This window comes from Amycolatopsis sp. cg5 (genome assembly GCF_041346955.1).
In the GTDB taxonomy this organism is placed as follows: domain Bacteria; phylum Actinomycetota; class Actinomycetes; order Mycobacteriales; family Pseudonocardiaceae; genus Amycolatopsis.
This window is the reverse complement of sequence record NZ_CP166849.1, coordinates 1,662,781-1,682,058: the sequence shown is the minus strand read 5'-3', so window position 1 is coordinate 1,682,058 and position 19,278 is coordinate 1,662,781. Positions and strand designations below refer to the sequence as shown.

The 19,278-nt window shown below is 67.7% G+C and carries 14 protein-coding genes; 8 read left to right on the top strand and 6 right to left on the bottom strand.

Going from position 1 to position 19,278, the window contains the following annotated elements:
* Nucleotides 1-122 precede the first annotated feature (122 nt).
* Together AB5J62_RS07735 and AB5J62_RS07730 are read left to right on the top strand one after the other, a co-directional pair.
* Nucleotides 123-1,706 (top strand): MFS transporter, encoded by a 1,584-nt coding sequence (locus AB5J62_RS07735; RefSeq protein WP_370947440.1) that lies wholly within the window; start codon nucleotides 123-125, stop codon nucleotides 1,704-1,706.
* Nucleotides 1,707-1,854: 148 nt separating this feature from the next.
* Nucleotides 1,855-2,124 (top strand): PqqD family peptide modification chaperone, encoded by a 270-nt coding sequence (locus tag AB5J62_RS07730; RefSeq protein ID WP_370947439.1) that lies wholly within the window; start codon nucleotides 1,855-1,857, stop codon nucleotides 2,122-2,124.
* A 3-nt stretch (nucleotides 2,125-2,127) separates the two neighbouring features.
* Here AB5J62_RS07730 and AB5J62_RS07725 read toward each other — a convergent pair whose 3' ends face one another.
* The 3 genes from AB5J62_RS07725 to AB5J62_RS07715 all read right to left on the bottom strand — a co-directional run bounded on the left by AB5J62_RS07725 (nucleotide 2,128) and on the right by AB5J62_RS07715 (nucleotide 9,101).
* A complete protein-coding gene (locus AB5J62_RS07725) occupies nucleotides 2,128-2,988 on the bottom strand; it encodes a helix-turn-helix domain-containing protein (protein ID WP_370947438.1) in 861 nt (286 codons plus the stop codon).
* Nucleotides 2,989-3,912: 924 nt separating this feature from the next.
* On the bottom strand, nucleotides 3,913-6,711 hold the full coding sequence (locus AB5J62_RS07720; RefSeq protein WP_370950203.1) for an AAA family ATPase: 2,799 nt from the start codon (nucleotides 6,709-6,711) through the stop codon (nucleotides 3,913-3,915).
* 818 nt (nucleotides 6,712-7,529) lie between these two features.
* A complete protein-coding gene (locus tag AB5J62_RS07715; protein WP_370947437.1) occupies nucleotides 7,530-9,101 on the bottom strand; it encodes an alpha/beta hydrolase in 1,572 nt (523 codons plus the stop codon).
* Between the two features lie 162 nt (nucleotides 9,102-9,263).
* On the opposite strand from AB5J62_RS07715, the gene AB5J62_RS07710 reads away from it, so the two are divergent.
* The gene (locus tag AB5J62_RS07710; RefSeq protein ID WP_370947436.1) at nucleotides 9,264-10,256 is read left to right on the top strand and encodes an AraC family transcriptional regulator; all 993 of its coding nucleotides are present in this window, start codon (nucleotides 9,264-9,266) and stop codon (nucleotides 10,254-10,256) included.
* Here the strand turns inward: AB5J62_RS07710 and AB5J62_RS07705 are convergent.
* Complete coding sequence (locus AB5J62_RS07705; protein WP_370947435.1) at nucleotides 10,240-10,590, bottom strand: STAS domain-containing protein; 351 nt, start codon at nucleotides 10,588-10,590, stop codon at nucleotides 10,240-10,242. The two genes, AB5J62_RS07710 and AB5J62_RS07705, sit on opposite strands and share 17 nt — an antisense overlap.
* Nucleotides 10,591-10,679: 89 nt before the next feature.
* Between AB5J62_RS07705 and AB5J62_RS07700 the strand changes: the two genes are divergently transcribed.
* The 4 genes from AB5J62_RS07700 (at nucleotide 10,680) to AB5J62_RS07685 (ending at nucleotide 14,646) form a co-directional block, all read left to right on the top strand.
* The gene (locus AB5J62_RS07700) at nucleotides 10,680-11,222 is read left to right on the top strand and encodes an HdeD family acid-resistance protein (RefSeq protein ID WP_370947434.1); all 543 of its coding nucleotides are present in this window, start codon (nucleotides 10,680-10,682) and stop codon (nucleotides 11,220-11,222) included.
* A 666-nt stretch (nucleotides 11,223-11,888) separates the two neighbouring features.
* Nucleotides 11,889-13,055: a macrolide family glycosyltransferase gene (locus AB5J62_RS07695; protein WP_370947433.1), complete on the top strand. Its 1,167-nt coding sequence runs from the start codon at nucleotides 11,889-11,891 to the stop codon at nucleotides 13,053-13,055.
* Nucleotides 13,056-13,207: 152 nt separating this feature from the next.
* Nucleotides 13,208-14,443 carry a cytochrome P450 gene (locus tag AB5J62_RS07690; protein WP_370947432.1) on the top strand — a complete coding sequence of 412 codons (1,236 nt, stop codon included), beginning with the start codon at nucleotides 13,208-13,210 and terminating at the stop codon, nucleotides 14,441-14,443.
* A gap of 5 nt (nucleotides 14,444-14,448) precedes the next feature.
* Complete coding sequence (locus tag AB5J62_RS07685; RefSeq protein WP_091295119.1) at nucleotides 14,449-14,646, top strand: ferredoxin; 198 nt, start codon at nucleotides 14,449-14,451, stop codon at nucleotides 14,644-14,646.
* Between the two features lie 83 nt (nucleotides 14,647-14,729).
* Here AB5J62_RS07685 and AB5J62_RS07680 read toward each other — a convergent pair whose 3' ends face one another.
* Nucleotides 14,730-15,158, bottom strand: coding sequence for a VOC family protein (locus AB5J62_RS07680; protein ID WP_370947431.1), 429 nt, complete (start codon nucleotides 15,156-15,158; stop codon nucleotides 14,730-14,732).
* A gap of 378 nt (nucleotides 15,159-15,536) precedes the next feature.
* Here AB5J62_RS07680 and AB5J62_RS07675 point away from each other — a divergent pair, with 378 nt between their 5' ends.
* Nucleotides 15,537-16,139, top strand: a complete 603-nt coding sequence (locus AB5J62_RS07675) for a TetR/AcrR family transcriptional regulator (protein ID WP_370947430.1) — start codon at nucleotides 15,537-15,539, stop codon at nucleotides 16,137-16,139.
* A gap of 201 nt (nucleotides 16,140-16,340) precedes the next feature.
* Here the strand turns inward: AB5J62_RS07675 and AB5J62_RS07670 are convergent, their stop codons facing one another.
* Nucleotides 16,341-18,965: an AAA family ATPase gene (locus AB5J62_RS07670; protein WP_370947429.1), complete on the bottom strand. Its 2,625-nt coding sequence runs from the start codon at nucleotides 18,963-18,965 to the stop codon at nucleotides 16,341-16,343.
* Nucleotides 18,966-19,278: the final 313 nt, after the last annotated feature.

Here is a 19,278-nt window from a genome sequence, read left to right as displayed (position 1 = left end):
GACCCCTAAACGAGCGCCCGGACCCGCGCTTCGACCCCTACCCGGCCCGACCTACCCCTCAATACGTGTGTATTACACAGCTGTCATAGACAACAGTTCTACACAGTTGTATGGTTCTTGGCATGACTACTACAGAAGCCAAGGCCGGACGCAAGGAGTGGATCGGGCTCGCCGTGCTGATCCTGCCTGTGCTCCTGGTCGCCATGGACATCACCGTTCTCTACTTCGCCGTCCCCTCGATCTCCGCCGACCTCCAGCCGAGCGGCACCCAGCAGCTGTGGATGATGGACGTCTACGGCTTCGTGCTGGCGGGCCTGCTCATCACGATGGGCGGACTGGGAGACCGGATCGGCCGCCGCAAGCTCCTCATCATCGGCACGGTGCTCTTCGGAGCCGCCTCCGTCGCCTGCGCCTTCTCCACAAGCCCCGAAATGCTGATCGCCTCGCGTGCGCTGCAGGGCATCGGCGGCGCCACCCTCATGCCCTCCACCCTGGGCCTGATCCGCAACATGTTCCACGACCCCAAGCAGCGCCGTAAGGCCGTCGCGGTCTGGTCGGTCGGCCTGTCCGCAGGCGCCGGTCTCGGTCCCGTCGTGTCCGGCCTGATGCTGTCGAGCTTCCACTGGGGTTCGATCTTCCTCGTCAACATCCCGATCATGGTCCTGCTGCTGGTGCTCGCCCCGGTCCTGATCCCCGAGTACCGCTCCCCCAACCTCGGCAAGTTCGACCTGCTGGGCGGCGCGCTGTCGCTGACCGCCGTGCTGTCGATCATCTGGGGCCTCAAGGAAATCGCCGTCCACCACACCTACGCCATCCCCGGCGCCGTGATCGCCGTCGGCCTGATCCTCGGCACCTTCTTCATCCGCCGCCAGGCCACCCACTCCGACCCGATGATCGACCTGACCCTGTTCCGCAACCGCGGCTTCGGCCCGTCCATCACCTGCAACCTGGTCTGCTTCTTCGGCATGATCGGCTTCGGCATCTTCTCCACCCAGTACCTCATGGAGGTGCTGCGGATGAAGCCGCTGGAGGCCGCGCTCTGGACGCTCGCCGCCCCGGTGATCGTCAGCTTCGTCGCCCCGATCGCCGCGATCGTGGCCCAGAAGACCCGCCCCGCCTACATCATCGCCGCCGGTTTCGCCGTCGCCGCCAGCGGTTTCCTGCTCATCACCCAGGTGACGACCGAGCACAACATCCCGCTCGTCATCACCGCGATCGTGCTCAGCGGTGTCGGCATCGCGGTGGTCCTCTCGATCGTGACCGACATGGTCGTGGCGACCGCTCCGGCCGAGCGTGCCGGTGGCGTCTCGGCGCTGCTGCAGACCGCCCAGGAACTCGGTGGCGCGCTGGGCATCGCGGTGCTCGGCTCGATCGGTGCCGGCTTCTTCGGCCCCGCCATGGACAAGACGATCCCCGCCGGTCTGCCGGAAGGCACGCTGGAGGCGGCTCGCCAGACCCTCGGTGGCGCCCACGACGTCGCGCTGAAGCTGCCGCAGGCACAGGGCGACAACCTGTTCCGCGTCGCTCAGGAAGCCTTCGTCACGGCGATGCACCCGGCCGCCATCACCGCGGCGGTGGTCGTGCTCTCCGCCGCCGTCGCCGCGCTGATCTTCCTGCGCCACATCAAGAACACCCCCGAGGTCAGCGCCGAAGACGCCTACTCGGTGGAGAACACCACGGAGACCAAGGACTTGGTCACCGCGTAAACCGGGCCTTACGGGGCGGGTGACCGAGCGGTCGACCCCCAGGCCCACCCCGTAAGACCCACCCGGAGCTTCGGCCACCGCGGGAACACCCTGCGGTGGCCGAAGTTCGTTCACACCACGTTTTCCTTCCCCTCAAAGGAGAATTCCGATGCCAGTCCGACCGGTTCCAGGAGTGAAGGTCACGGTCTCCCAGAACGGCAGACTCCAGCTCTTCTCGACACTGACCGAAAAGCGCTTCGAATGCAACGGGGTCGGCACCGCGATCTGGATCGCACTGCGCCAGCACGACGGCAAGACCGGCGCCGCCGCCACGATGCTCGCCGATCTTTGGCGGACCGATCCCGACAACACGCTGGCGGACATCGAGATGTGGGTCGACGAGCTCACCGACGCCGGTCTGCTGCACACCGAGCTGTGACCGCTACTCGGGAGCCAGCTCCCGCACCCGCCGCAACAGCATCCGCCGGGTCTCCGCCGGACCCAGCGACCGATCGCGGCAGTTCTTGAAGGCACGCAGGCATTCCCGGGTCTCGTTCACCTCATCGAGGTAAACCCCGCCGCCGAACAACGTCGACTGGTGGACCACATCGTCGACACCGGGGCAGAAGCGGAACACCGACAGCGCCCCGCCCAGCAGCGGATGCACCCCCAGCGACAGCGGCACGATCCGCACGGTGATCCACGGCTTCCCGTCGATCACCCCCAGCAGGTGCAGCAACTGCCGCCGCAGCACGGCCGGTCCGCCGACCGGCCGCAGCAGCGCGGACTCCCCGATCAGGAAACTGATCCGGTTCTCCAGCTCCAGCACCCGCTGCCGGTCCAGCCGGAACGTGATCCGCGCTTCCATCTCCGCCTCCACCGGCGCGTTGCTGCGGTAGATCGAGTCCGCCACCAGCGCCCTGACGTAGTCCGGGATCTGCAGCAGGCCGGGGATCAGCTGATCGGTGTAGCTGTAGATCTCGCTGGCGTCCTCTTCCAGATCCCCGAGCCGCCGGAACGTGCCGGACAAGATGTCCGAATAGGTCTTCCTCGGTTGCCGTTTCCTCGCCTCCTCCCCCAGCGCCAGCATCTCGGCCCGCTTGTCACCGCGGACCTTGAGAAAGTCCAGCAAAGCGTTGAGCTCCAAGGCTTTGAGCGTCCGCTCGCCCCGCTCCACCTTGCTGATCTGACTGGCGTCGCATTCGATGACCTCCGCCATCTCCCGCTGCTGCCGCTTCGCCTCGATCCGCAGCCGCCGCAGCTCCGACCCGAGCTGACGCCGCCCGATGGGCCTCCGCATCATGTCGGCCTCCCTCCACTGATTCACCCGATCGCGATCTCGTCAAGTGGCCTAGGCCACTCTATATTGAGTGCAGGATATCAAAGGCGTCCCAAGGCAGGTTGGGAGTCCGGAAAGGACAGTTCTCGGACCGGTTGCGACACAAGGGTTCGCGAGAGCACAAGCGAAGGAAACCCAGCGCCTGAGGACTCGTGCGCGTTGCGGGCGGTTAGAACCGCCCGCAACGCGCACGACCACACTTTCGGGGTCCGTCCGCTTAGCCACGGAAAGCGCCGGGCTTCACAGGATCGCAGGTTTCCCTTACATACAAGCAAAACCCAACCGGAAGCGGCGGCGCGCGAACTTTGCGTACGGAGGTCGTGAGTGTTTACGCCGGTTAGAACCGGCCGTACCACTCACGACCCCCTTGGCATACAAGCGAAAGCCGAGTTTGGGACGGTGGACGCCCCAAACTCGGCACTCGCGCGCAGGCAACGCCAGCGACTTGGGTCGTGAGCGTTGCGGCCGGTTATTGAGGGAAGGACGAGTGTGGCGTGTTCGCTCGCGGGCGTGACGTGAGGGGACCCCTGGGTGCGGCATACGCACCGAGGGGTCCCCTCACGTCGGCCCTGACACCCGCAACACTCACGACCCTCGCGGAGTAAAGCGGGCTTTATCCCGCCCCTCGGGTATCCGACAAAGCCACAGCCGACACACCACCTTTGGGTTCCCTTCCAATAACCGCCCGCAACGCAAGCAAAGTCGCACCGCAGGGGTGCTGCGCTCCGATGCGCGCACGCGGGGGTCGTGAGTGTTTAGGCCGGTTAGAACCGGCCGTACCACTCACGACCCCCTTGGCGCACAGGCGAAACCCGGCAACGCGTACGAGGGTGGAAATGGGAGCCGGGGCCTGGACGAAGTCCGGGCCCCGGCGGGGAAAGCAGTCGGTCAGTAGGTGTTGCTCATGTCGACGGCGGTTCCGTCGGCGTCGACCATCTCCGAGACGCCGTGCAGGGCCAGCCCGGCTGGGAGGTCCGCTCGGCTGTGGACGCTGAGCTTGCGGTAGACGCGGGTCAGGTGCTGCTCGACCGTGCTGACCGTGATGTACAGACGCCGGCCGATCTCGCGGTTGGTGTGACCCAGTGCCGCCAGCAACGCCACGCGGCGCTCGGCGTCCGAGAGGATCGGGGCGCCTGAGATGTCGGCTTGGGTGTCGGCTTCCTTGACGACCTCGCCCGCCGACCGCTCGCGGGGCAGCTGCTGGGGTGGCAAGGCTCCGGACTGGCAGGCCTTGGTCTCCTGGGCGGCACGCCTGGCCATCATGCGGGCCCGGTCGAACTCGCCCATCTCCTGGTGGACCTGGCTCAGGTCGGCCAGTGCGCGGGACAGCTCGAGACGATCACCCGAGATCTGGAGGCACTCGATGGCCTGGCGCAGCAACGCGGGGCGCTGCGGAAGGTCGCTGGAGGCCGCCAGCACCCTGAGCGAGATGCCGCGGGTGCGGGAGTCGACCGGGCCGGAGCGCTCGAGTTGCTCGGCGACCAGTTCGCGGGCGACGGCCTTGCGGCCGAGCTGGAGGTTGGCTTCGGCGAGGTCGCTGCGCCAGGGGGCGAGCCCTGGTACGTCGAGGTCGCGTTCGCGCATCAGCTTGCCGCAGGTCTGGAAGTCGCTGATCGCCGCCAGCACCCGGTCGGCCGCCAAATAGTAGTGCCCGCGGGCACGGAGATAGCGGAGGCCGAACAGGGTGGAGAACATCGCGTCCGGGACGATCTGCTTGAGGACCTCGGCGGCCGCGTCGAGCCTGCCCATCGCGGTGTTCGCGAGCAGCAACGTCGTCAGCGGGTAGCCGATGAGGACGCCCCAGCTCTGGGCCTGCAACAGGTTGCGGGCGGTTTCGGCGTGCAGGACCGCTGTCGCGAGCTGCCCCCTGCGCAGCGCGATGTCCGCCCTGATGCTGCCGAGCATGGCCTGCCAGGTGGTGGCACGCCTGCGGACGGCCTCGTCCATCAGCGCGTCGACCCAAGACGCGGCCTTGCCTGCCTTGTTCACGTAGACGAGAGCCAGTACGGCCGTCGCCAGCACCTCCAGCGAGGTGTCGCCGAGGCGGCAGCTCTGCAGGATGTGCTCGGCGCTGGCCGTCGCGGCCTCGCGGGCGCGCTGGGTGTTGGAGTTGCTCATCCCGAGCGTGTTGGCCGCGCCGGACCACATGCCCTCCGGGACGGGCTGGGGCGGGGACGGGTCGTCGTCGACGTTGCGGAAGTGGGCGCACGGGAGACCGTAGAACCATTGGTAGGCGACGCGGAGCTCGGCCGCCAGCTGGAGGTCCGCGACGCCGGTGGAGGTGTCGAGCACCTCCATTCCTTTGAGGACGGTCTCTTTGTCGCCCTGCCACAGGGAATTGCGGATCACCGTGACCGCGTCGCGGCGGGTGAGCCTGCCCTCGCGGGCGGCGACGCGCAGTGGCTCCAGATAATGGGAGGCGACCGACGGGTTGATCCGCCAGACCACCCTGGCGAGCGCCTTGGTGACTTCGACGCGCTCGCGCTCGTCGGTGCTGGCGTCGAGCGCGAGCTCGAGGCAGCGGACCGCGAGGCTGACGTCGTCGGCGACGACCGCCTGCTCGGCCGCGTCGCGCATGACCGCGATCGACCAGCTGCCGACGACCTTGTCTGCGGCGATGAAGTGGCGCGCGACCTCGGACGAGGCCGCGCCCTTCTGATAGAGCAGGCCCGCCGCGCTGATGTGCATGCGTGAGCGCTCGTCCGGCGAGAGGCTGTCCAGCACGGCGGCTTCGGCCACCGTGTGGCGGAACTTGCCGTCGCCGAGCAGGCCTGCCGCGGTGAGGATGTCGATCACCTGGATGACCGCTTCGGACTTGATGCCCATCAGGCGGCCGATCATCGCGGGCGTGCCCTCGGCGCCGAGCACGGCGAGTCCGCGCGCGACATCGAGGAGCCTCGGCTCCCAGCGGTGCAGGCAGGCGAGCACGGAACGGCCGAAGGCGACACCGACGGCGGGCTCGCCCTCGGCGGTCGGGGTGCTCGCGCGGTAGTCCTCGATGAGGGCGTTGACGAGCATCGGGTTGCCGCCACTGACCTCGTGGTAGAACTTCGCGACCGCCGCGGTCTTGTCCGCGTCGGCGACCGAGGCGACGCGATCGGCCACGCCCTGCTCGGTCAGCGGCTCGAGCCGGATGAGGTGGTGCTCCCGGCGGGTCACCTCCGCGCGGAACAGCGGGAGGGTGGGCTGCGGGCGCTCCCATTCGTTGAGGATCATCAACACCCGCGATGAATTCATCCGCCGCCGGAGGTACAGCAGCAGCTGCAGCGACGAGCTGTCCACGAACTGGACGTCGTCGATGCCGATCACCACCGGCCGCTCGCGCGAGAGTTCCAGCAACGCCGTGCAGATCTCGTGAACGACCTTGACGCCGGTGTGCTGGATGGTGGAGACGTCGGTGTTCGCGTCCCCCTCGGCGAGCGAATCGGCGGTGATGAGCTTGAGGACACGGTCCGCGACTTCGGTCGGGAGACCTGAGCTGTGGAAGAGCTGGTCGATCACGCCGGTCTGCAGGGCCCGTTCGGCCCGCGATCCGGTAGCGGTGAGTAACAACGCTCCGGAATCGATTGCGTAGCGTGAAAACTCATGCAATAGCTCGGTCTTGCCGGTGGCGAGACCACCGCCGACCAACACGAGTTGGCCGTTCCCGTCGGCAGCCTCGGTGAGTAGACGCGTCAATACGTCCATTGCGTCGCGGTGTTCGGCGAACGCCATGCGGTCAACCCCCAAAAGGCCCATTATGCGCACTGGTGATTACCTACGCCGATGTCGACCTTCGCCTGACCCGGCCCTGTCCAGCCATAGCCGAGTTTAGCCCCATAAGAGTGAGACCGTGAAGGATTATGTTACCGGTCGAGGGTGATTGGTGATCGATTTTTCGTGGTTCGGGTCGATGTGCCCACCAGTAATACCTGGTGTGGTTGGACAGTTACCCGCCGACTATGCCAAGTGGGTGAATATCAACAGCGCCCCGCTCGCTGGGACGCGGCTTAAAAAAACGTTGTCACAAAACCCCTGGAAAGCTAGCGCCACCTGCGATGAGAGGGTGAGTGACCGCTCACCCCTCCCGGACGCGAATCTGTCCGGCTGCACGACAGGTTCGCGCCGGGCGCCGGGTACCGGACCTCTGGTCCAGACCAAGATACACATGCGTCCAGAAAGGGCCTTCGACGGTAACTGATGACGTTTTGCTGTCAGTTCTCACGAAACGACATTAGGCAAACCAGGGTTCACACTTCTTTCACTGAATCGATAGGAACGCAGCGATACGTCTTGTTCACGTTCCGGGTTGTTACGTGAACCGAAACACCGTAATAATCCACCACGCAACACCGAACGCGAAAAGTACTCAAAACCCGGATGGGCCGAACGGACGAGCACCGGCCGCCGCCCCGGCCAATGGCCGAAAGCAGTAAACCCACATACCTGTCAAGCGCCCGAAAACGACTCGGCGCGAGCGTTACGAATTGGATTTCGTAACGCTCGCGCCGGATACTCAGTGTTCGCTAGTGCTTACCCGTCCGCATGCCCATCACACTGTCGGGCGAAGCCGGGCCCGCCGCCGCGGATCGGGCTGCCGCCGGCGGCAGCGGGACCGGAAGCGGCAGCGGCGCGCACTCGACATCCGCCGTGCGGCCAGGCTTGCGCGTGGGCAGCGCGCCGGTGAGGAGGTAGTCCGCGATCTTGTCGTCCACACAGGCGTTTCCGCGCGGCGTGATGGCGTGGCTGGTGCCGCCGGGCTCCGAGATCAGCGAAGCGCCGGGGAACCGGCTGCGGACTTCGAGACTGCCCTCGAACGGCGTCGGCGCGTCGAGCGTCTCGTCGATCATGAGCACGCTCGCCACCCCGCGGCCGTCGACGTGGACCGGCTTGGCGGCCTTCGCGGGCCAGTAGAGGCACGGCGCGTTGAACCAGGCGTTCTGCCAGGTGTAGTACGGCGCCTTCGCGAAGGTCTTCCAGTTGTCGATCTTCCACTGCTGCCACGAAGCGGGCCACTGGACGTCCGTGCACTGCACCGCGAGGTACACCGCGAAGCCGTTGTCGTCGCCGCGGCCGCCGAAGTTCTCGAACAGCGTCTTCATGTTCTGCCAGTCGCCGTTGTTCACGAACCGGGCGAAAGCGTCACCCAGCACCGGCCAGCGCAGCTGGTAGTACGCGGCCTGCTGGAAGACGTCGAGCCACTCGTCCGGCCCGACGACGCCGCCCGCCGCGTTGAACGACAGCTTCAGCAGCTGTTCATCGAACACCCGCTTGACCTCGGCCTTGGTCTTGCCGAGGTGATACGCGTCGTCGTGCGAGGCGACCCAGCCGAACCAGATGTTCAGGTTCACGTCGAAGGCGACGTCCTGGTTCAGGTTGGCCTGGTACCAGACGTTGCGCGGGTCGACGGTCGAGTCGAGGATCATCCGGCGCACGTTCTTCGGATACGTGGTGCCGTAGACCTGGCCGAGGTAGGTGCCGTACGAGAAGCCGTAGAAGTTGACCTGCTCCGCGCCGAGCGCCTGCCGGATGGAGTCCATGTCCTTGACCGTGTCGGTCGTCTTCATGTTCTCCAGCAAGGCTTTGCTGTTCTTCGCGGCGCACGCGTCGGCGTAGCCCTTCGACCTGGCGAGCCAGGTCTTCTCCAGGCGGGGCGTGAGCGGCAGGTAGTTCGGCCGGTTGTAGTCCATGTAGTTCGGGTCGCACGAGATCGCCGGCTTGCTGGAGCCGACGCCGCGCGGGTCGAAGCCGATCCAGTCGTAGGCGTCGCCAGCGTGCTTCGGCACGCGCGTGCCCCGCGTCGCCAGCGTCAGGCCCGATCCGCCCGGTCCGCCCGGGTTCGTGAGCATGACGCCCTGGTACTGCGCGTCGGGCACCTTGTGCTTGACGCGGCTGACGGCGAGCTGGATCTTCTCCCCCGCCGGTTTGCGATAGTCGAGCGGCACGTCGAGGTAGCCGCATTCGGCGCCGGCGTTGACGAGGACCGGGTTGTCGCACGGTCCCCACGCGATGGCCGCCTGCGCCGCGACGGCAGGCGTCGCGACCAGCCCCGAGGCCAGCGTCGCGGCGGCCACCACGGCGAAAACAAGACGTTTCACGAGGTTTCTCCCCACCTGTGTGTGCTTGGAAGCGGGATGAACCCTAGCCGGGCGGCGACCATACGATCGTCGCGCGCCACCCTTATATATAGGCGTGAAAAAAGGCATCGGTGTTCTGCATCGGTACAGGCAGCCGCCCGAAAGGGATATCCTGGGGCAGTCATGACAACCGGCGCCGAAGAAGCGTTCAGCACGCACCCGATGCTTCGCACGGACGATCTCGACGAGGCCTGCGACGCGCTGACCGAGACGTACCTTCCGGTCAAGGCGAAGCACCTGGGCCGCCCGGTGCCGATCGGCATGCGGCTCAACCTGCTCCGGCTGGGCGAGTTCACCGCGGGCTTCCTCGCCTTCGGCCGGGATCTCCGGCTCAGCACTCCCGAAACCGCCGGCTATCACATCAACGTCCCCCTGTCCGGGCACGTGGAGTCGGTCATGTCCGGGATCGAACCGGTGTCGGGCACCGTGGCGATGGCGACGGTGTATCAGCCCGGCATGGCCGCCACGCTCGACTGGGGTGGCGGCTGCGGCCAGATCTGCCTGAAATTCCCACCGGCCACCGTGCACCTGGCGCTGGAACGGCTGCTCGGCCGCCCGGCACCGAAACCGGTCGGGTTCAGTCCGGGGCTGGACCTGACCACCGCGGCGGGCCGGGCATGGCTGCAGACCGTGCGGCTGGCCGAAGCCGACTCCCGGCGCCCGGACGGGCTGCTCTCCCATCCGCTGGCGGCGGAGACCGTCAAGTACCTGATGCTCGACGGGCTGCTGCTCGGCCAGCCGAACACCTACTCGGCCGAGCTCGTCGAGCCACGCCGGCCCGCGCCGAACCGGGCGATCGCGCTGGCGGTCGAGTTGCTGGAGGAGCAGCCGGAACAGCCCTGGACGCCGTCGCTGCTCGCCTCGGCGGTCGCGCTCAGCGTCCGCGCGCTGCACGACGGTTTCCACCACAGCACGGGTTTTTCGCCGATGAACTACCTGCGGGAGATCCGGCTCGCCAGGATCGACGAGGTACTGCGGGCGGGCTCGCCGCGCACCACCGTGACAGCGGCCGCGGCCGACTGGGGCTTCGTCCACATGGGACGCTTCGCCGAGGTTTACCGCGCCAAGTATGGAAAACTGCCCTCGGAAACGTTGAAGCTCAGCCGCGGGCGCTGACCGCGTCACCGACGGTCTGATACACCTCGAACAGGTCGAGCCAGCCGGTCTTCTCGAGCGGCCCGGTCACCTCGGCCTGGTCGGCGCCGACCAGGCAGCACCCGACGCTGAGCTCCCCCGCCGTGAACGCGAGCCGCAGCAGCACCGGCAGCCCGTCCGGCCGCACCGACGTCAGCAGGGACAGGTCGAAGACCAGCAGCCGTGGACGGTGGTCGAGCATGCCGAGCAAGGTTTCGTCGAGTATGCGCGCGCCATGACGACCCAGGTCGCCGCGCAGAGCCAGCACCCAGACGCCGTCGCGCCCCAGCTCGACATCCACGCTCAAGTCACCCACCAGGCTGAGCATGGGCCGTTCCGCCGGGCGGCACTATCCGCCCGGCGCTAGCTTCTATCCATCGTGCGCGGGTACTGAGGAGGATTCGGATGCTGGTGCTGGCCAGGGAAACGACCGGGCTGCTCATCGCGCGCGGCGTGCTCGCCGTGCTGTTCGGCCTGCTGGCGCTGATCTGGCCGATCGCCACCGTCTTCGGGCTGGCGGTGCTGTTCGCCGTCTACGCGCTCATCGACGGGATCGGGCTGCTGGTCGCCGCCTTCCGCAGGCAGGTGAGCCCGGCGACGGGACTCGCCGGCGCGATCGGCGTGATCCTCGCGGTGATGACCGTGGTGTGGCCGGGCATCACCGTGCTGGCGCTGGCGATCATGGCGGGCGCGTGGGCCGTGGTGACCGGCGTCGGCGAGATCGTCACCGCCGTGCGGCTGCGCAAGCAGATCCAGGGCGAGGTGTGGCTGGGCCTCGCGGGCGGGCTCTCGGTGATCGCCGGGCTGGTGATCCTGCTGCAGCCGATCGCCGGGGTGATCGGGATCGCGGCGGTGCTGGGGGTGTTCGCGCTGCTGTACGGGATCGCGCTGCTGCTGCTCGGGTACCGGGTGCACAAGGTCGCGAAGTCGGCCGAGGCTCTGAGGTAGGAAGGGGTCGTGAGTGGTACGGCCGGTTCTCTTGAGCGGAAGGTCAAAGGTGGCGTGTCTGGTGTGCTCGGCCGTGGCCGGGGTGGCTGGTGACCCGTTTCAGGGCGGAGTGAGTGCGGTTTGCGGCGTTGGACGACGCAAACCGCACTCACCCAGGCACTAGGCCCAGGTATGAGAGGGAGCCTTCATCCACGCTCGGTTCGAGTGAGGGCCTCCCTCACCCGAGCCGAGCGGGTGGGGGCCTCCCTCACCCGAGCCGAGCGGGTGGGGGCCTCCCTCACCCGTATATACGGTCGAACTAGGCCCTCACGCCACGGATCCGAGTGAAGTAGGCCCTCACCCACGCCGGACCACGCCCCTGACACGAGCGAGGCGGCCGAAGAAGGGGTCGTGAGTGTTTTCGCCGGTTAGAACCGGCCGCATCACTCACGACCCCACGCCGAGCCGACGATCACGCCACCTTGGCGTTCCCCTCAAGAACCGGCGAAAACACTCACGACCTCTTAAAGCGGTTGCGTGAGTCTGTAGGGTGGGTTTCATGATCGCATTCAGCCGCCTGCGCACTGCCTGAGACGGCGTGACTCTTCGGGCCGCCCGCCGATAGGGCAGGCCCCCTTCTTCTGCGCGCCGTCGGACACCTACTGCTCCGACAGGACGTTCATACCCATGCGCCACCATATTTCCATGATCGGCTGCACCGCGCCGTCGCACATCTACCCGTCGCTCGCGCTCATCCGTGAGCTGGTCGACCGGGGGCACCGGGTGACCTACGCGATGGGCGAGCGGCTCGTCGACCTGATCACGCCGACCGGCGCCGAGCCGGTCGCGCACGCTTCCCAGCTGCCGGGGGCCGAGGCCGACTGGCCGGAGGACGCCGGCGCGGCGATGCGGATCTTCCTCGACGAGAACATCGCCGTGCTGCCGAAGCTGATCGAGACCTACGACGAGGACCGGCCTGAACTCTTTCTCTATGACATCGGCGGGCTGGCCGCGCCGGTGCTCGGGCATCGCTATGGCGTGCCGGCGCTGCAGCTCTCTCCCACCTACGTCGCCTGGGACGGTTACGAGGAGGACTTCGCGGAGTTCATCGACGGGCTTCGGGCGTCGGAGTCGGGTGCCGCCTACTTCAAGGTGTACGGCGAATGGCTCGCCGAGAACGGGATCGACGCCGAGCCGTTCGCGTGGCTCTCGCATCCGGCGAACGTCCTGTCGCTCATCCCGCGGGCGATGCAGCCGAACGCGGATCGTGTCGGGGAGCATGTCGAGTTCGTCGGGCCTTGCCTGGATCCCGGCAGGCTGGCCGACCGGAGCTGGACGGCGCCCGACGGCGCCAAGGTGCTGCTGGTGTCGTTCGGCACCGCGGTGACCGATCAGCTCGACATCTACCGTGCCTGTATCGAGGGGTTCCGTGACTCGGGCTGGCATGTCGTGCTGAGTGTCGGGAACAAGATCGACCTCGCGGACCTCGGGGACGTCCCGGCGAACTTCGAGGTGCACCGGAGCGTGCCGCAGCTGGCTGTGCTCGAAGCGGCGTCGGCGTTCGTCACGCATGCCGGGATGGGCGGGAGCACCGAATCGTTGTGGTTCGGGGTGCCGACCGTGGCGATCCCGTTCGCGACCGACGGGTTCGGCAACGCGGCGAGGCTCGAAGAGCTCGGCGCCGGCGTCCAGCTGCCGTCGGACCAGGTGACGGCGGCGGCGCTGCGGTCCTCTGTGGACCAGGTGGCGAACGATCCCGCTGTGGCGCAACGGCTTGCCGTGCTCAGCCGGGAGGTACGCGCCAACGGCGGCGTCGGCAAGGCGGCGGACGCCGTGGCATCCCATCTGCGGTGAGTGCTCACCCGGTCGGCGGCTTGCCCAGGGCCGCCGACCGGGCCCGGCGGGACGAGGTTAGGGGCGGCTAGGGGTGTGCCACCCCCTGCCGGTGGCCTTAGCGTCACAGCGTAACCACCTTTCTTGCCCTGATCCGGGAAGGTCTTCGTCCCATGACCGAGGTCGTCACCCAGTTCGAAGCCACCGGGACCGAGCAGCCTCCGCTCTTCCCGATGAAGCGCCCATGCCCGTTCAAAATGCCGGAAGAGTACGCGCGCCTGCGCGCGGAGGAGCCGGTTTCCAAGGTGACGTTGCGGGTTTCCGGCAAACAGGTGTGGATCATCACCAAGGCCGACGACGTCCGGAAGGTGCTCACCGACTCGACGCTGAGCTCCAACTGGAAGGAACCGGGCTACCCGCTGCCGGTCGCCGTGCCCGACGACATCCTGCAGGCGATGGAACTGCCGCTGGTCGCGATGGACCCGCCGCACCACACCGTGCGCCGCCGGATGCTGATCCCCGAGTTCACCGCGAAGCGGATGCAGGCGCTGCGGCCGAAGATCGAGAAGATCGTGCACGAGCACATCGACGCGATGCTCGCCAAGGGCGGCCCGGTCGACCTCGTCGAAGAGCTGGCCGTTCCGGTGCCCTCGCTCGTCTTCTGTGAGCTGCTGGGCGTGCCTGCCAGCGAGACCAGCTTCTTCCGCAACTACGCCGAGCTGACCACCAACCGCGAGGTCACGCCGATGGAGATCGGCATGGCGCAGCAGGAGATGGAGGCCTACCTCGACAAGCTGGTCACCGACCGCGGCGTCAACCCCAAGGACGACCTGCTGACCAGGCTCGTCGCGCGTAACAACGAAGAGGGCAACCTCGCGCACTCCGACGTCGTCGCGCTCGCGCGCGTGCTGCTGTTCGGCGGGTTCGACACCATCGCGAACGTCGTGTCGCTCGGCACGGTCGCGCTGCTGCAGAACCCGGACCAGCTGCAGCTGCTCAAGGACGACCCGACGCTCACCGCGAACGCGGTCGGCGAGCTGCTGCGGTTCGCCAGCATCTCCGACCACGCCACCGCGCGGGTGCTGCCCCACGACATCACCGTGTCCGGCGTGACCATCCCGGCAGGCGACGGGATCATCGCGCTCAACGGCTCCGCCAACCGCGACGAGGAGCGCTGGGAGAACCCGGACATGCTCGACGTCTGCCGCGACACCAAGGGGCACGCGTCGTTCGGGCACGGCATCCACCAGTGCCCCGGCGCCAGCCTGGTCAAGGTGGAGCTGGAGATCATCTTCAACGCGTTGTTCTCGCGGATACCCGGCCTGCGCCTGCACGGCGAGGTGCCGGACTCCGCCTACAAGCACGACGCCTTGATTTTCGGCATGTACGAACTACCGGTGACGTGGTGAGTGGCTTGCGCATCCTCTATGACCGTGAACGGTGTGTCGGCACGGGCTCGTGCGTCTTCGCAGAGCCCGCCGTCTTCGACCAGGACGAGGACGACGGCAGGCTCGTCGTCCTCGACGAGAACCCCGACGAGGACTACCGGCAGGGCGTCCTCGACGCGATCGCCGTGTGCCCCGTCGCGGCGATCGAACTAGCCAAAGACTGAAAACGGCCGGTGTGCGGTTTCCCGCACACCGGCCGTTTTTCATGCCGTTAGCCCCAGCCGACTCACGACCCGAACGCTTGCGATCAGTCCGGCGAGCACTGCAGTTCGATCAGGTTGCCGCCAGGGTCGCGCAGGTACGCGATCCTGGTGTCGGGCGCCCATTCCGGCCGGTCACGGGCCGGGCTGAGCACGATCGCGCCGTGCTCCTCGCACAGCCGCTGCGCGCCGTCGACGTCGGCGGTGCGCAGGCACAGCAGTGACGGGTCGCCGATCGTGTCGACGTTCTCCTGGCCGAGCATGGCCGCCATGATGCCGCGGTCGAGCAGCGCGAGCTGCGGGGTGGCCGCGTCGATGTCCCAGCGCGCGTAGGGCCCGTCCTCGACGCCCTTCGCGAGCGTCGAACCCGCCAGCTTCGGCAGGATCGCGTTGTAGAACCGGAAGCAGGCCGCGAAGTTGTCGACGAGCAACCGGACGTGCAGGGTGTCCACCAGGTTGGGGGGTCGCGTGGTCATCCACACTCCTTCAAGGACTTCAGCCGGGTATCCGGTGATCTCGATTCCGGATAGAACACTTGGTTGTTACGTTCCGACAGGCGTTTTCACAATTCGGTCGAATCGATGAGTGCCCGGAATGTGTCAACTGTGCGCCAAGGCTAACCGCGCGAACTGGCTGGCCACACCCCTAATATCCCCTACCCGTGCACGTCTTCGCGGCACTTTTTCCACTCCGCTCACACTGGCGGCCGAATTCCTTTACTAACTCTTTAAAATAGAGTCGGACAACGATTTCCGATTAAACCGAATGGCCTATTCGTAAGCTCGGTGCCCCGGGCCGCGCTCACCGCCAAGTTCGTTCGGACGTGTGTGTGGTACTTGAGGTAGGGTAAGCGGATGGGACATCGTGAGGATCTGCTCGTAGGAGCCAAGCGCTGCCTGATCGAGAAGGGGTACGCGCGAACCACCGCCAGGGACATCGTGGCGGCTTCCGGCACCAACCTCGCTTCGATCGGCTACCACTTCGGATCCAAGGAAGCGCTGCTGAACGAGGCCCTCATGCAGGCCACCGAGGAATGGGGCATGGAGCTCGGCCGGGCGATGGCCGTCGACACCCACCCCGACGCGACGCCGCTGGAGCGGTTCGAGGCCATCTGGGTGCAGGTGGTCGAGCTGTTCGGCACCCACCGGCAGCTCTGGTCGGCGAACTTCGAGATCCTGGCGCAGATCGAGCACGTGCCCGAGGTCCGCAACGCGCTGACCGAGGCGAACAAGCACGCCAGGCCCGGACTGGCCGCCATGTTCCAGGGCATCGACGAGGACGAGGACCCCAAGGGCGCCTGGGTGCTCGGCTGCTTCCACCAGGCGCTGCTGACCGGCGTGATGGCCCAGTGGCTGGTCGACCCCGAGACGGCGCCGACCGGGCACGACCTGGCCGAGGCGCTGCGCACGATCATGTCGGGCACGTCACTCGAGCCGAAGTCGGCAGCCACCCCCTGAACCTGACAAACCCACCCCTTTTCCCAGGCTCGCCCACATACCGGGCGGGCCTTTTTTCTTTTGCCGTTCATCAATAGGACAGATAAAGGCGTGACGACTCTTTAGGCACACTTGCCGTCTCTTCGGGCACAAATGTCGGAAGCCCTCTTCGGAATCGCCGGGATTCCAAAGAGGGCTTCCGTCTTTCCCGGGGAGCGGGTTCTAGGACGCCGTCGTGGCGAGTGCCATCGGCAGCTCGGCGGCGAGTGCGGAACGGGTGGTGACGTTGAGCTTGCGGTAGATCCGGGTCAGGTGCTGCTCGACCGCGCTCATCGCGATGAACAGCCTGCGGCTGATTTCCCGGTTCGTGTGGCCTTGCGCGGCCAATGACGCGACGGCGCGCTCGGCTTCGCTCAGCGGCGAAAGGGTTTCGTTGTGCACGATGGACGGCAGCGAATCGGGGGTCTCGTCCGCGGTCAGCTCGACGTGGCAGCTTCGCGCGATTTCCGAGGCACGGCGGACCAGGAGCCTGGCCTTGCCGTAGTCGCCGAGAAGGTGGTGGGTGCGGCCGAGTTCACCGAGCGCGTGCGCCAGCTCGACGAGGTCGCCGCACTCCTGCAGCGCCGGCACGGCCTCGGTGAGGATGGCGACGCGCTGGTGCGGTTCGCTGGCGGCGGCCAGCGCGCGCAGCGAGGTGCCGCGCACGCGGGTGACGTCGCCGGTCGGCAGCCCGAGCTGGGCAGCGATCAGGTCACGGGCGGTCTGGGTGCGGCCGAGGCGGACGTACACGCGGGCCAGGTCGCCGCGCCACGGCAGGAAGGCCGGGAAGTCGAGGCCCCAGTCCTCCAGCAGCGCGCCGCAGGTGCGGAAATCGGCCAGTGCGGCGTGCAGCCTGCCGGTCGCCAGGTTGAACCGGCCGCGGGCGTGGAGGAAGAGCGGCCAGTAGCGGGTGTCGGCGATGCCTTCCGGGAGCGGGAACCCGGCCAGCTCTTCGGCGGCTTCGAGCTTGTTCATCGCGGTGAGCGCGTACAGGCGGTGCGCCAGCGGCGAGCCGACGGCGACACCCCAGCCCTTGGCGGACATGCCGGCGAGCGCCTGCGCGGCGTGGCGCTCGGCCGCGACGACGTCACCTTCGCGCAGCGCGATGTGCGAGCGGACGTCGGACAGCGCCGCGGTCCACGCCTTGGCGCGCTGGGCCCGCGCCTGCGCGCCGAGCGTCTCGCACCACTGACCGGCCTTCTCGGCCCCGCCGGTGTAGATGAGGGTGAACAGCGCCGAGAGGACCGCTTCGAGCGTCGTGTCGCCGACTCGAGCGCTTTGCAGCACCTGCTCGGCCGACACGACGGCCTCCGGGCCGATGAACGTGGTGAGGTTGTCCGCGTCCAGCTCGGTCGCGGGAACGGGCTCGTGGTGCTCACCGGTGGCGCCGCCCTCCAGGACGGTCAGCACCGGCGGGTGCGCGAAGCGGACCCACTTGGCGGTCAGCTCCAGCTCGGCCGCGACGCGCGCGGTGTCCTCGGCGGACTCGCCGTTGCCCAGCAGCCGGCGCCGGACCTCGGCCTGCGCGGCGGGCGAGCGCAGCGGCGCGAGCAGCCGGACGTTGGCGGCCGGGTTGGTCAGGCCCTGGACCCTGGCGAGCATCGCGGTGAGGCCGGCGCGGCGGCGGTCGTCCTCGCAGACCTGCTGGGCGAGCTCGAGGCAGTCGACGGCACGCAGCACGTCGTCCTCGGCGATGGCGCTGGTGGCGGCCTCCTGCAGGACCTCGACCACCCACTCCTGCTCGACCGGACCGGCCGAGAGCAGGTGGTCGGCGATGTGCGACGCGGTGGCGCCCTCGTGGTAGAGCACGGTGGCGGCGCGGACGAACAGCGCCGACTCGCCCTCGTCGTCCATCTCGGCCAGCACCGCGACGCGGAACTCGGGGTGCCGGAAGCGGCAGTCGTCGAGCACGCCGGTCGCGTTCAGCGCGGTCAGCGCCTGCGCCACGGCGGCGGGCTCGATCTCCAGCAGCTGCGAAAGCGCGGTGGCCGAGGAGTACTCGCCCAGCACGGCGACACCGCGGGCGACCTCCAGCAGGCGCGGCTCCCAGCGGGTGAGGCAGGTGAGCAGCGCGTGCGTGGCGTGGCGGCCGACGATGAGGTGCGGGCCTGCCTCGGCGCGGGCCAGGTGGTCCTCGACCAGCGCGCGCAGCAGGAACGGGTTGCCGCCGCAGACGGCGTGGAACGAGGTCGCCAGCCGGGCGACGGTCAGCTGGTCCAGCTCGCTCTTGAGCACCTCGGTGACCGCCTTCAGCGACAGCGGGGCGACCGAGACGCGGATGATCTCGCGGGAGCGCATGAGCTCGGCGTAGACCATCGAATGCACCGAGCGCGGCTGCTGCCACTCGCTGAGCACGATCAGGACGCGGGCGGAGGCGATGCGGCGCTGCAGGTAGAGCAGCACGCGCAGGCTCTCGACGTCGGCGTACTGCAGGTCGTCGACCGTCAGCACGACCGTGGTGTGCTGCGCGAGCTCCAGGATGGCGGCGCACAGCTCGGTGGCGTGCTCGGTGAAGGACTCGGGCTTGAGCGCGGCCTCGACGCGGCTCGCCAGCTCTGCGGGCAGCGCGGCGGAACGGAAGAGCTCCATCGCGAGGCCCAGCGGCAGGCGGTGGTCCGACGCGGAACCGGTGGCGCTGAACACGACGGCGCCTGCCGAGGTGGCGTGCGCGGCGAAGGCACGCAGGAGCGCGGACTTGCCGGTGGCACCCGGCCCGCCCACCGCGACGACCCGGCCCTGACGCCGCGCGGCCTGACCGTATGCGGAGTTCAGGGTCTCCCACTCGCTGCCGCGTTCTGCCAGTCGCATCTCACTGTCTCCCTCGCTTGCGCCCTGGAAAACCTGCGCTCCGGGCTGCCGTTCTGGAACCCATTAAACGCCATCCGAAACCAATATACAAGCGTCTTACACAGAAACCACGTTGCGTTGTGCGCGACCACAAATCGTGAGGACGCCCGTGACGGTCCGCGCTGTCCGACAGCCGCACAGGAGACGGCCTTCGAGTGCGATCGGCCGACGAATCCGCAGCTTGAAGCTGGAAACTTCGCGACGGGCAGATCAAAAGCACCCCCTACAAGGGGTCACCACAAACAGACAAGTTGGACATATCAGACTAGATGAC

What these genes read in the sequence shown, in the direction of transcription:
- AB5J62_RS07710 (WP_370947436.1), top strand. Translation starts at nt 9,264, where the DNA reads ATGACAACCGGCGCCGAAGAAGCGTTCAGCACGCACCCGATGCTTCGC.
- AB5J62_RS07720 (WP_370950203.1), bottom strand. Translation starts at nt 6,711, where the DNA reads ATGGACGTATTGACGCGTCTACTCACCGAGGCTGCCGACGGGAACGGC.
- AB5J62_RS07735 (WP_370947440.1), top strand. Translation starts at nt 123, where the DNA reads ATGACTACTACAGAAGCCAAGGCCGGACGCAAGGAGTGGATCGGGCTC.
- AB5J62_RS07700 (WP_370947434.1), top strand. Translation starts at nt 10,680, where the DNA reads ATGCTGGTGCTGGCCAGGGAAACGACCGGGCTGCTCATCGCGCGCGGC.
- AB5J62_RS07690 (WP_370947432.1), top strand. Translation starts at nt 13,208, where the DNA reads ATGACCGAGGTCGTCACCCAGTTCGAAGCCACCGGGACCGAGCAGCCT.
- AB5J62_RS07725 (WP_370947438.1), bottom strand. Translation starts at nt 2,988, where the DNA reads ATGATGCGGAGGCCCATCGGGCGGCGTCAGCTCGGGTCGGAGCTGCGG.
- AB5J62_RS07670 (WP_370947429.1), bottom strand. Translation starts at nt 18,965, where the DNA reads ATGCGACTGGCAGAACGCGGCAGCGAGTGGGAGACCCTGAACTCCGCA.
- AB5J62_RS07695 (WP_370947433.1), top strand. Translation starts at nt 11,889, where the DNA reads ATGCGCCACCATATTTCCATGATCGGCTGCACCGCGCCGTCGCACATC.
- AB5J62_RS07675 (WP_370947430.1), top strand. Translation starts at nt 15,537, where the DNA reads ATGGGACATCGTGAGGATCTGCTCGTAGGAGCCAAGCGCTGCCTGATC.
- AB5J62_RS07680 (WP_370947431.1), bottom strand. Translation starts at nt 15,158, where the DNA reads ATGACCACGCGACCCCCCAACCTGGTGGACACCCTGCACGTCCGGTTG.
- AB5J62_RS07730 (WP_370947439.1), top strand. Translation starts at nt 1,855, where the DNA reads ATGCCAGTCCGACCGGTTCCAGGAGTGAAGGTCACGGTCTCCCAGAAC.